The 11695-nt window shown below is 71.9% G+C and carries 9 protein-coding genes; 2 read left to right on the top strand and 7 right to left on the bottom strand.

The window, feature by feature from the left end; genetic code table 11:
- Window positions 1-325: 325 nt before the first annotated feature.
- The 6 genes from AB0E05_RS35845 to AB0E05_RS35820 form a co-directional block, all read right to left on the bottom strand.
- Window positions 326-685, bottom strand: coding sequence for a phosphopantetheine-binding protein (locus tag AB0E05_RS35845; RefSeq protein WP_361971686.1), 360 nt, complete (start codon window positions 683-685; stop codon window positions 326-328).
- Window positions 686-1299: 614 nt separating this feature from the next.
- A complete protein-coding gene (locus AB0E05_RS35840; protein WP_361971684.1) occupies window positions 1300-1626 on the bottom strand; it encodes a MiAMP1 family antimicrobial peptide in 327 nt (108 codons plus the stop codon).
- A gap of 190 nt (window positions 1627-1816) precedes the next feature.
- The gene (locus AB0E05_RS35835) at window positions 1817-4783 is read right to left on the bottom strand and encodes a BTAD domain-containing putative transcriptional regulator (protein WP_361971682.1); all 2967 of its coding nucleotides are present in this window, start codon (window positions 4781-4783) and stop codon (window positions 1817-1819) included.
- 101 nt (window positions 4784-4884) lie between these two features.
- Window positions 4885-6159, bottom strand: a complete 1275-nt coding sequence (locus tag AB0E05_RS35830) for a NosD domain-containing protein (RefSeq protein WP_361971680.1) — start codon at window positions 6157-6159, stop codon at window positions 4885-4887.
- A 284-nt stretch (window positions 6160-6443) separates the two neighbouring features.
- On the bottom strand, window positions 6444-7973 hold the full coding sequence (locus AB0E05_RS35825) for a UDP-N-acetylglucosamine 1-carboxyvinyltransferase (RefSeq protein WP_361971678.1): 1530 nt from the start codon (window positions 7971-7973) through the stop codon (window positions 6444-6446).
- Window positions 7974-8238: 265 nt separating this feature from the next.
- Window positions 8239-8598 carry a MerR family transcriptional regulator gene (locus AB0E05_RS35820; RefSeq protein WP_361971676.1) on the bottom strand — a complete coding sequence of 120 codons (360 nt, stop codon included), beginning with the start codon at window positions 8596-8598 and terminating at the stop codon, window positions 8239-8241.
- Between the two features lie 97 nt (window positions 8599-8695).
- Here AB0E05_RS35820 and AB0E05_RS35815 point away from each other — a divergent pair, with 97 nt between their 5' ends.
- Together AB0E05_RS35815 and AB0E05_RS35810 are read left to right on the top strand one after the other, a co-directional pair.
- Window positions 8696-9823, top strand: coding sequence for an alkene reductase (locus AB0E05_RS35815; RefSeq protein WP_361971674.1), 1128 nt, complete (start codon window positions 8696-8698; stop codon window positions 9821-9823).
- A gap of 42 nt (window positions 9824-9865) precedes the next feature.
- The gene (locus AB0E05_RS35810; protein WP_361971672.1) at window positions 9866-10903 is read left to right on the top strand and encodes an aminoglycoside phosphotransferase family protein; all 1038 of its coding nucleotides are present in this window, start codon (window positions 9866-9868) and stop codon (window positions 10901-10903) included.
- A 22-nt stretch (window positions 10904-10925) separates the two neighbouring features.
- Here the strand turns inward: AB0E05_RS35810 and AB0E05_RS35805 are convergent, their stop codons facing one another.
- Window positions 10926-11669, bottom strand: a complete 744-nt coding sequence (locus tag AB0E05_RS35805) for a methyltransferase domain-containing protein (RefSeq protein ID WP_361971670.1) — start codon at window positions 11667-11669, stop codon at window positions 10926-10928.
- Between the last annotated feature and the right edge of the window lie 26 nt (window positions 11670-11695).

The raw sequence follows: 11695 nt of genomic DNA, 5'->3' as shown, positions 1-11695 counted from the left end.
TTGGATGACGTAGACGTCGGGGGTGTCCTGGTCGTCGTACTGGGCGTGGAAGAGCAGGCCCTCCTGCAACGGCGCCAACGGCAACACATCCAGGATTCCCGGCTTCATCAATCCGCTCCCTCTGGTGTCCTTGTTTCTGGGATGGGTCAGGAGGCAGCGCCCGTCCCCTCGATGGACGGCCCATCGAGGACGGTTGCTGCATGCGCATGAAAATGGGCTCAGCCCGCTGAGGTGTCAGGTGCCGGCCGAGCGGAAACAGTCCAGGGGAAGCGCGCACGACGATGTCCGGCAGATCGCCGGGGGCGATCCACCAGGCGCGCGGAAGTCAGCCGAGCTGCCGTTCGATGTCGTCGAGTTCGGCCTGGGAAAGCGAGATGAGCGGTGCCTCCGGGGCGACGGTCGCGGCCTCCGGCCCGTTGGAATCGGCCGTCATTTCCACGGGCGGTTCCACCTCCCGCACGACGGTGGCCAACTCGGCGGGCGAAGGATTCTGGAACAGCTCGCGTCGAGTGAATTCCAGACCGGCCTCCCGCGCCAGGCCCACCAGGCCGACCGCTGAGATGCTGTCGCCACCGAGCGCGAAGAACCCTTCGTCGACGGACACTTCGGGCCGTTTGAGCACTTCGGCAAAGAGCCGGCAAAGGAGCTCTTCGCGGGGTGTCAGGGACTCGCGTTCACTCGTCATGATGTAGGTCTCCCACGTGAAGCGTTCTGTTCCGGTCGGAGCAACCGCGGGCAGGGCGCACCAGCACTTCGTCGGTATGAGGGAGATGAGACCAGTTCCGGGAAGTGGAACTCGTCGAAGGCGCCCTGCCCGACCCCGGACCGGCTGCGGGGGGCGCCGGCCCAAGATCGATGCCCACTGACGCTAGACGTGGAATCCAAAAGCTGTAAATCATCACACCGGTGAGACTTCCGGCCTTCTCCTTCAATGGGAGGGGGCCGGGGACATGGCGTGCCCCGCCGGTGGAGTGCTGCGACCTTCCGCCGAAAGGAGGAGGAACGGCGCCGTACCCCCTCCTCCTCGGGGACCGAATCGACCCAGGGTGGTCCCATCGGAGGTTCACCACCGCTCCCTGCGAGTCCTAGCCTCGGCGGAATCCAATCGGTGCGGGGGCACAGAAGAGGAGCCGGTGTGACCAGACCGTTTCCGTTCCGGCGGGTGCCCGGCTCCTTTGCGTGCCGTGTTCCGGCACGACAGCTCGTCCCCCTGTGATCCCCCTTGGACGGCCCCAGGCCCCAGGCCCCCGGCGGCGGGCGGACGGTCCGCTCGCCCCGCCCGCCCGCCGCCTCAGCCCGTCAGCAGTGGAAGAAGATGCTCTTCCACCCGAACGGGGCCCGGCTCTCCTGGCTGCCCCGGAAGGTGTGGTGCACCAGCCCCCGGCAGTCGGATTCGTTGTACATCGCAGCGGTCTGGCCGGTGTAGGTGAAGCGGTAGGCGGCCTTGTGGGCGGGGTCGATGTTGTGGCAGCCGCAGGCGTGGAGCTCCCTGGCGCTCCCGGTGTTCTGCGGCCCCGACCAGCTGAGGAAGGTGCTGGCGAAGGCCGTGCCGCCGGTGCCCAGGAGGAGGGCACAGGCGAGCGCCGTCGCGCTGACGGCGGTCCGGACGGAGTGTGGTGTACGCATGGGGCTCCTGTTCGTGTCGTTCGTCTCCCGGCCGGCGGCACGCGGTCGGCCGCGGGCCGTGGTGCCGGTGCCGTCCGCGTCGTCGCAGGCCGCGACGGTCCGGGCGCGGCGCACCAGACCGGGGTGGGTACCTTCCGAGGTCCCGAGCAGCACCCTTCCGATGCGCGCTCTCGGCCCGGTCACACCCCGGTCACTCCGCCGCCCGTACGCCCTCCGCCTCGTGCGCCTCGTGCGCGATGGTCAGCGCCAGCGCGATGCCGTCGTCGGCCCCGGCGCCCCGCTGCCAGGCGTCGGCGTACGCGTCGGCCGACAGGTGGTCCCGTACGACGGACTGCGTCCGGGCGTGCAGCGCGGCGAACGGGTGGAGCCCCGTCAGCTGTGCTCCCGTGACCCGTCGATGGCGACGGGCCGCACCGAGGACGACGACCGCCTGCCGGTGCCGGCCGAGCGCACCCAGCGCCCAGGCCAGCGTCTCCAAGCTCCACGCGGGACCCCAGTTGTCGTCCAGGGCGCGCTGCCGGACGAGCGCGTCGCACAGCGGGACGAGCGCCCGGAGCGGCTCCCCGTGGAGGAGTTCGGTCAGCCCCGTGCACCAGTGCGCCCAGGTGAGTGCCCATGCGGCGCCGGCCGCCTCCGCCTCGGCGACGTACGCGGCACAGGCGGCGCGGGCGACGTCACCGCTGCCGAGGAAGGCCGCCGCCATGGCCCAGAACATGGTGGCCATGTGCGCATCACCGGTCTGCCCGACCGCGGCGAACTCCGCCCGCGCACGGGCGAGCCGGTCGATGGACGCGGGATCGCTGAGCACCAGCAGGGCGTGCACGCCCGTCATGTACTCCACCGGCGCGGCCTGCTGCTCCCCGCCGGCACGGGCCGCCGCACGGCACTCCGCCAAGTACGCGGTGGCCGCCGGGTCGCCCTGGACCAGGGCGATGAACGTCTTCATCGCCGTCACCACCACGGCCGGCGCCCCGCTCGCCCCGCCCGCGGCGTCGGGGAACTGCTGCGACAGGCTCTCGACCCAGTGCCGCGCCTCGCCCAGCGTGCTGCCGAAGAACCAGGCACGCGTGCGCATCAGATCCACGGCGATCTGCGCCCCGATCGGCGCCCGGCCCGGGTCGGCACGGCAGAAGTCCAGCGCGGAACGCACATTGGGCAGCTCCGTCCGCAGCCGCTCCAGCCAGCCGACCTCGTCGGGGCCGCACCACTCGGCGGCGGCCCGGGCGGTCAGGTCCCGGTAGTGCTCGCCGTGCCGTACGCGCACCCCGGTCGCGTCGCCCTCCGCGCGCAGCCGCTCCGCACCGTACTGGCGGATGGTCTCCAACAGCCGGTAGCGGGACGCGCTCCCGTACCGCCGACGGCCGGTGTCCCCGTGGTCGACCGTGACGACGGACTTGTGGACGAGGCCGTCGACGAGGTCCAGGACGTCCGCGCGGGCGATCCCGCCGCCCGTGCACACGGACTCGACGGCCTCCAGGTCGAACCCGCCGACGAAGACCGAGAGCCGGCTCCACAGCAACCGCTCCCCGGGCGTGCACAGACCGTGGCTCCAGTCCATGACGCCGCGCAGCGTGTGCCGGTACCGACCGGGACCGTTCGATACGCCGGACGGCCCGGCGCCCTGGGCGCGCTCGCGCAGGGCCGACAACAGGTGGAAGCGGTCCTCCAGGCGTTCCAGGACCTCCTCCACGGTCAGCGCGCTCAACCGGACGGCCGCCAACTCGATGGCCAGCGGGATGCCGTCGAGCCGCCGGCACAGCTCGGTGGCCGCCGCGGCACGCAGCTCGTCGGCCCACGGCGGCGTACCGCCCGCGGCCGACCGGTCGACGAGCAGCCGGACCGCCTCGCACGGAGTGCCGTCGGGCTCGTCCCGCAGGGTCAGACACGGTACGAGCAGCACGTGCTCGCCCGGTACGCACAGCCGCTCCCGGCTGGTCGCGAGCACCCGCAGTTCCGGCGCCGCCCGCAGCAGCCGCAGCACCAGCGCGGCCACGGCCCCCACCAGGTGCTCGCAGTTGTCCAGGACGAGCAACAGCCGCCGGTCGCGCAGCCGGTCGGCGATCGCGTCGCCCGCGGACCGCATGGACTGGTCGCGCAGCCCCAACGACTCGGCGACGGCCCGCTCCAGCAACGCGGGGTCCGTGAGCGCGGCGAGGTCCGTCAGCCACACGCCGTCGGGGAAGGAGGGCGCGAGCCGGCGCGCGGTCCGTAGCGCGAGCCGGGTCTTGCCGACCCCGCCGACGCCCGTCAGCGTCACCAACCGACCCCGCGCCAGCAGCCGACCCGCCTCGTCGATCTCGCTCTCCCGGCCGACGAACGACGTCGTCTCGGCCGGCAGGTTCCCCGGCGCGCCCGAGGACGGCGCGCGGGCGCCGGCCGTGACGAGTTCCCGTCGGCGTGGCGCCGGCACGAGGTCCGGTGCCGCGGTCAGCATCCGCTGGTGCAGGTCCTGCAGCTCGGCACCCGGGTCGATGCCCAACTCTTCGGCGAGCACCGCGGACACCACCCGGAAGCACTCCAGCGCCTCGCCCTGCCGACCGCACCGGTACAGCGCCAGCATCCGCTGTGCCCAGAACCGCTCGTCCAAGGGGTGCCCGTCGGTCAACCGCCGTAGCCGCGGCAGCGCGTCGGCGGGCCGCCCGCACGCCAACACGGCCTCGACCCACGCCTCCTGAGCGGCCAGGTGCTGCTCGTGCAGAGCGGGTACGACGTCCTGGAACCGCTCCGCCGGCAGATCCCCCAACGGATCGCCCCGCCACAGCCCGAGCGCCTCGTCGAGCAGTCCCACCGCCCGCTCGGGGCGCCCCTCACCCGCGGCGGTCCGCCCGGCGGCGACGAGCGAGGCGAACCTGCGGACGTCCAGCCCGTTCCGCTCGGCCACCCGCAGCACGTAGCCGCACCGGTCGGTCACCACGACGCCGGCCCCGAGGGCGCGACGCAGCCGCAGGACGTAGTTCTGCACGGCGTTCCGCGCACCCCGCGGCGGCCCGTCCCCCCAGAGCCGGTCCACCAGCGCCCCCACGGGCACCACCCGGTCGGCGTCCACCAGCAACGCGGCGAGCACGGTGCGCAGTTGCACGGCGGCCACGGCCACGTCCCGCCCGTCCCGGACGACGCGGACCGGCCCCAGGATCCCGAACTCGTACTGAGCGTCCATCGCCGCGATGCTAGAACACAGAGTGACGGTCCCGGTGCGGTGCGTGCAGGGGGGCGGGGTGCCGGCCGGGTCTGCTCAACCCGCGACGGCGCGCCTGGTGGTCACGGCGTGCAGACGACGCCCGCGCACTGGGCCGCCTGCCCGTTGCCGCTCGCCCGGTTGCCGCCGCCGTCGACGTTGCCCGGGTCGGCGAAGACGCCCCAGCTCCCGTTGTTGCGGGCGGTGTTGTCCTGGAGGGTGTGGACGGCCTTGGAGACGTGGATGCCGTCGCCGTTGTTGTCGTTGGCGGTGTTCCCGACCAGCCGGTTGCCGGACCCGGCGGCGGCGTCCCCGGTGACGTGGATGCCCCCGGAGTTGTTGCTGTTGACCTGGTTGAACTCCAGCGCGTTGTTGACGGAGTCCTCCAGGCTGATCCCGTCCCCGGTGGTGTCGCTCGCGATGTTGGACCGGATCAGGTTGTCGTCGGAGCCGTTCAGCTCGATGCCGCCGGTGTTCAGCCGGACGTCGTTGCCGGTGATCGTCGAGCCGTGGGCGGACTGGAGGAAGATGCCGCTGTCGCCGCTGCCCTGGAGGGTGTTGTTCAGGATGCGGTTGCCGGTGGAGTCGGACACGATCAGCCCGGCGTCCGCGTTGAGGGTGGCGGAGTTGCCCCGGATGAGGTTGTCGTTCGACCCGAGCCGTACGAGGAAGGCGCCGTCACTGCTGCCGTCGACGGTGTTGGTCAGCAGCGTGTTCCCGCTGGAGCCCTCCAGCACCAGCCCGGCGTCGCCGCTGCCGCTGATCTGATTGCCTTCGATGCGGCTGTCGGCGGAGCCCTGGACGAAGACGCCCTCGCCCTGGTTTCCGGTGATCGTGTTGCCGGCGATCACATTGCCGCTGGCCCCGCCGACCGACGTGATGCCCCTCTGGGACTGCCGGTCGACGAGATTGTTGCGCACCTGGTTGTCGCCGACGGCGCCGTTGAGTTCGACGCCGGCGAGTTCGTTCACCTGGACGGTGAGTTCTTCGACCACATTCCCGGAGGCGCCCGGGTTGAGTTGGACTCCGTAGTCGAAGTCCTGAATGACCCCGGGACTGCTGCTGCTATTGGTGACGGTGGTGTTGTCGAATCCGTCGTTGCGGATGCCGATGCCCAGGCCGATGCCGTCGACGGTGTGACCGTTGAGGTCCAGGGTGATGCCGCTGCTGGCGACGACCAACCCGTCGCCGGGGCAGTCGAGCAGGTCCGAGGTGAGAACGATGCTGGTCGTGACGGTCTGACCACACGCGAGCTGCGCCGCGTGCGCCGCCGGCGCGGGCGCGAGCGCGCCCAACAGCGCGGTGGCGCCCACCGCGGCGAACCACCCTGAAGACAGCGTCCGGGAAAGGCGGATCATGCCGAGACTCCTTCTGCCGTGCCGTGCTCACCGACCTCACGGACCGGGCTCGGGCCCTTGAGGACGACGACGAGACGGGCGACCCGCCTCCTCGCACAGGGTCAGGCGAGAGCAAGCCGAAGGCTGTGAAGTGACAAGGAATGACCAAAGTCGGATGAAGGATGACCGATTTGTTATTTCTCCGTACGCCTGCCCCGTCGGTTCGTTGACCTTTCTTGCCGCCTTTTCATACATGGAACACCAATGGAGGAATGCGCGATTCCCCCATCGGCGCCGTCCGTCGTCTAGATGTCGCGGAAGATCTCGATCTGCGCCCCCACCGAGTTCAGCCGCTCCGCCAGCTCCTCGTACCCGCGGTTGATCACGTACACGTTCCGCAGCACGGACGTGCCCTCCGCCGCCATCATCGCGAGGAGGACCACCACGGCCGGGCGCAGGGCCGGTGGGCACATCATTTCGGCGGCGCGCCAGCGGGTGGGGCCCTCGACCAGGACGCGGTGGGGGTCGAGGAGTTGGAGGCGTCCGCCGAGGCGGTTGAGGTCGGTGAGGTAGATCGCGCGGTTGTCGTAGACCCAGTCGTGGATGAGGGTCTGGCCCTGCGCCACGGCCGCGATCGCCGCGAAGAACGGGACGTTGTCGATGTTCAGGCCGGGGAACGGCATCGGGTGGATCTTGTCGATGGGCGCCTCCAGCTTGGAGGGGCGCACCGTCAGGTCGATCAGGCGGGTTCGGCCGTTGTCCGCGGTGTACTCGGTGGAGCGGTCGTGGTCGAGACCCATCTCCTCCAGGACGGCCAGCTCGATCTCCAGGAACTCGATCGGGACGCGGCGGATGGTGAGTTCGGACTCCGTCACCACCGCGGCGGCCAGCAGGCTCATCGCCTCGACCGGGTCCTCGGAGGGGGAGTAGTCGACGTCCACGTCGATGGTGGGGACGCCGTGCACGGTGAGGGTGGTGGTGCCGATGCCCTCGATGCGTACCCCGAGGGCCTCCAGGAAGAAGCACAGGTCCTGGACCATGTAGTTGGAGGAGGCGTTGCGGATGACGGTGACGCCGTCGTGGCGGGCCGCCGCCAGCAGGGCGTTCTCGGTCACGGTGTCGCCGCGTTCGGTCAGGACGATCGCCCGGCCGGGGGAGGTCGTGCGCTCGACCCGGGCGTGGTAGAGGCCCTCGGTCGCGGTGATGTCGAGGCCGAAGCGGCGCAGCGCGATCATGTGGGGCTCGATCGTGCGGGTGCCGAGGTCGCAGCCGCCCGCGTACGGCAGACGGAAGTTGTCCACGCGGTGCAGCAGGGGGCCGAGGAACATGATGATGGAACGGGTCCGGCGGGCGGCGTCGGCGTCGATGGCGTCCAGGTCGAGCTGGGCCGGCGGGACGATCTCCAGGTCCATGCCCTCGTTGATCCAGCGGGTGCGCACGCCGATGGAGTTCAGGACCTCCAGCAGACGGTAGACCTCCTCGATGCGCGCGACGCGGCGCAGCACGGTGCGGCCCTTGTTGAGCAGGGAGCCGCAGAGCAGGGCGACGCAGGCGTTCTTGCTCGTCTTGACGTCGATGGCGCCGGAGAGCCGACGGCCGCCGACCACGCGCAGATGCATCGGGCCCGCGTAGCCGAGGGAGACGATTTCGCTGTCGAGGGCCTCCCCGATGCGGGCGATCATCTCAAGGCTGATGTTCTGATTGCCGCGCTCAATGCGGTTCACGGCGCTCTGGCTGGTGCCGAGCGCTTCGGCGAGCTGACTCTGTGTCCAGCCGCGATGCTGACGCGCGTCACGAATGAGCTTGCCGATGCGTGCGAGGTAGTCGTCTGCCATGTGCAGGAGGTTATCTCAGATATGAGATGCGGCGCGCGTTGGGGGTGTCATCCGGGTGAGGTGCACCCGTTCGTACGTGCCTGCGGCCCTCCGCTTCTGACGTTGCGTCGGAGGGATCGCCCCGGCAAGCGGAGGCGTTCCATTCGGGTGGTGTCCACCGGCTACCCGCTGCCTCCGCCGTCATGCCTGTGGCGTGTCTCGCATGTGAGATCGGGTCAAAGTGGGCGATTCGTATCGCGTCGCCATCGGAGTCGACGCGTTCACCTCACTGGCCCGACGCGGCGCCGATCACCTCGTCCAGCACCTCGCGCGACCGGATCAACTCGTCGATCAGGCCGTTGATCCGGGTCCGCTCCTGGGTGAGCCACTGCACGAGCTGGGGCGTCGCCGTCGTGGACGGACCGCCGTCGGAGTCCCGCATGCACGGCAACACCTGGGCGATCGTCGACGTGTTCAACCCCGCCGCGAGCAGCTCCTGGATGTGGACCACCCGGTCCACGGCCCGTTCCGCGTACTCGCGGTGCCCGCCCGGCGTCCGGTCGGAGGCCAGCAGCCCCCGCTTCTCGTAGTAGCGCAACGAACGCTCGCTCACGCCGGTCCGCAGCGCCAGCTCCCCGATCCGCACGTCCCCTCCCCTGACTCCATACGACTCCGATGACACCTGCGACCCCCACCGTGCCGCACTTGAACCTGACACGGGTGTCAGGTTCTACGGTACGGCCATGACGCACTCACCCCTCCTCACACCGTACGCACTCGGCCGCCTCCAGCTCCCCAACCGCATCGTGATGGCGCCCATGACGCGGCTGCGCGCCGCCGAGGACGGCACGCCCCTGCCCGTCGTCGCCGACCACTACGCCCAGCGCGCCAGCGCCGGCCTCGTCGTCACCGAAGGCATCTGGCCGAGCAGCCGCGGCCAGGCCGGCTGGCGGATGCCCGGCCTTGAGACCGCGGACCACGTACGCGGTTGGCGCGCGGTCACCGACGCCGTGCACGACGCCGGCGGGCGGATCGTCGCCCAACTGATGCACGGAGGACGCCACGGCCACCCGCTCGCTCGGATCGACGGCGACGTGCCCGCCGGCCCGTCCGCCGTCCCCGTGCCCGGGAACGTCCACATCCGGGGCGGCGGCAAGGCGCCCGCCCCGCTGCCCCGCACGATGACCGTCGACGACGTCGAACAGGCCGTCCGGGACCATGTGCACGCCGCCCGCAACGCCGTCGCCGCCGGCTTCGACGCCGTCGAACTGCACGGCGCCAACAGCTACCTCATCCACCAGTTCCTGGCCGACAACACCAATCTGCGCGACGACCGCTACGGCCGCGGCAGCGTCCGCGACCGCATCCGCTTCCCCCTGGAGGTCGTGAGCGCCGTCGCCGACGCCGTCGGCGCGGACCGCACCGCGCTCCGGCTGTCGCCCGGGAATCCGCAGGAGGGAATGGTGGAACGGAACCCCGGGCCCGTCTACCGGGCCCTCGTCGAGGAGGTCGACCGCCTCGGGCTCGCCTATCTGCACCTGATCGACGACGACCACTACCCCGCACTGGCCGAGCTGCGCCCCCTGTGGCACGGCACGCTCATCGCCAACGTCGGCGAGAACCGCGACGCCACCACCAAGGAGGGCGGCGAGGCCGTCCTGCGCGAGGGTCTGGCGGACCTGGTCTCGTACGGCCGCGCCTACATCGCCAACCCGGACCTGCCCGAACGCTTCGCCCTCGGCGCCCCGCTGAACGAGATCGACGCCGCGCACCTCTACGGCCACGGCGCCCGCGGCTACACCGACTACCCGACCCTCGTACCGCAGGAGCCGGCCCGGCCCACGGAGCCCGTCGGCGTGGGATCGCGCTGAAAAGTGCTGGTGGTCGCGGTGCAACGCTGCTGGGATGGCGTCATGCAGCACGATCGAGACGACGGCCGGACCACGACCGTGGACCGGGGCGCCTACGAGGACGCGGTCACACCGTGGGGCCGGCCCGAGTGGCGGACCGCCGCCCTTGAATGGATCGAGCGCGAACTCGCCGTGCGCGGCCTGCGGGAGTCCGGGCCGCGGGCCGTGCGGCTGCGCCCCTGGTCCGTCCTGGTGCGGACGTACGCGACCGGGCTCGGCACCGTCTGGTTCAAGGCCAACCCGCCCGCCAGCGCCTTCGAAGCGGCGCTCACCGAAGCGCTCGCCCGCTGGGTGCCCGCACACGTGCTGCGGCCCATCGCCGTGGACGCGGACCGGGGCTGGTCGCTGCTCCCCGACGGCGGCACCCTCTTCAGGACGGCGCTCGGCGGCGGACCCGTCGACCCGCGCGCCTGGGAGGAACCGCTGCGGCAGTACGCGCACATGCAGCGCGCCCTCACCCCGTACGCCGACGAGATCGAAGGGCTCGGCGTGCCCGGCGCGCGCACCAGCGCCCTCCCCGGCATCGTGGACCGGCTCGTCGCCGACAGCGCCGCCCTGACGGCGGACGACCGCCGGCGGCTGCGGGCGCTGCGGCCCCGGCTGGTGGAGTGGTGCGCGGAGTTGGCCGCCGTCGGCATCGCGGACACCCTCGACCACGCCGATCTGCACGAAGGCCAGCTCTTCCACCCCGCACCCGGCCGCTACACCTTCTTCGACTGGGGCGACGCCACCGTCTCCCACCCCTTCGGCAGCTTCCGGGTCCCCGCCCGCCGCGTGGTCCACGACCACCCCGGGGATACGGGGCGCACGGCGCTGCTCCGCCTGAGGGACGCGTACCTCGAACCGTGGACGGGCAACGGCGCGAGCCCCGCCGAGCTGCGCCGCGCGCTGTCCCTGAGCTGGCGCCTCGGTGCCATCGGCCGCGCCGCGTCCTGGGGCCGCCTCTTCCCGGGGGCCTCCCGCGCGACCGACGTCGTCTGCGCCGCCCAGAGCGCCGCCTCGCTCCTGGAACTCTTCGACGATCCGCCGGTCCTCGACTGAGCGTGCCGGCCGGTCGGACCGGTCAGAGGTCGGCGACCAGCAGCCGATAGCCGAAGTCGGCGGCCTCCAGCGCGAGCAGCTCCCCGTACCGGTCGTGCCAGCGGCCGGTCTCCAGGTCGTCCGCGAGCCGCGCCAGACCCGGCCCGTTCACCTCGTCCCCCGTCTGGGCCAGCAGCGAGATCCCTGCGCGCACCTGCGGGTCGAGATAGGCGTGCGGGCGCCGCCAGTACGCGGCGGCGAAGCCGTCCGCGCAGTCGTGCGGGACCGGGACCGTCTCCTGGCGCGCCCCGCCGAGCAGGTCGGCCAGGTGGTCCACGTCGACGGCGCGGGTGTCGTCGAACGCCGCCGCCTCGGGAAGGTAGTCGCGCACGAGCCACCACCGTTCGCGGAAGACGCGCTGGTCCCACGTCAGGACGACCACGCGACGGCGGGCGATGCGGCGCAGCTCCCGGACGCCCGCCGCGAGGTCGGTCCAGTGGTGGACGGTGAGCACCGCCATCGCGGCGTCGGCCGCGCCGTCGCGCACCGGGAGGCGCTCCGCGACCGCCTGCACGGCCGGCGCGGAACCCGGCGGGCGCTGGTCGATCATGACCCCGCTCGGCTCGACGGCGAGGACGGTCCCGGGCGGTTCGTACGATCCGGTGCCCGCTCCGACGTCGACGACGTCCGCGGCGTCACCGAGCGCGGCGCGGATGCGTCGGGCGATGCGCGGATCGGGCCGTCGCGTCCGGGCGTACGTGGGGCCGAGGGTGTTGTAGGTCGCCATGCGGGGAGCCTGCCCGGCGGGCAAGA

The sequence above is a fragment of the Streptomyces sp. NPDC048057 genome (genome assembly GCF_040653095.1).
Taxonomy (GTDB): Bacteria; Actinomycetota; Actinomycetes; order Streptomycetales; family Streptomycetaceae; genus Streptomyces.
This window is presented reverse-complemented; position numbering and strand designations above follow the sequence as displayed.

Coding starts and splice junctions, on each gene's coding strand:
- AB0E05_RS35830 (WP_361971680.1), bottom strand. CDS start 6,159: ATGATCCGCCTTTCCCGGACGCTGTCTTCAGGGTGGTTCGCCGCGGTG.
- AB0E05_RS35840 (WP_361971684.1), bottom strand. CDS start 1,626: ATGCGTACACCACACTCCGTCCGGACCGCCGTCAGCGCGACGGCGCTC.
- AB0E05_RS35825 (WP_361971678.1), bottom strand. CDS start 7,973: ATGGCAGACGACTACCTCGCACGCATCGGCAAGCTCATTCGTGACGCG.
- AB0E05_RS35810 (WP_361971672.1), top strand. CDS start 9,866: ATGCAGCACGATCGAGACGACGGCCGGACCACGACCGTGGACCGGGGC.
- AB0E05_RS35815 (WP_361971674.1), top strand. CDS start 8,696: ATGACGCACTCACCCCTCCTCACACCGTACGCACTCGGCCGCCTCCAG.
- AB0E05_RS35845 (WP_361971686.1), bottom strand. CDS start 685: ATGACGAGTGAACGCGAGTCCCTGACACCCCGCGAAGAGCTCCTTTGC.
- AB0E05_RS35805 (WP_361971670.1), bottom strand. CDS start 11,669: ATGGCGACCTACAACACCCTCGGCCCCACGTACGCCCGGACGCGACGG.
- AB0E05_RS35835 (WP_361971682.1), bottom strand. CDS start 4,783: ATGGACGCTCAGTACGAGTTCGGGATCCTGGGGCCGGTCCGCGTCGTC.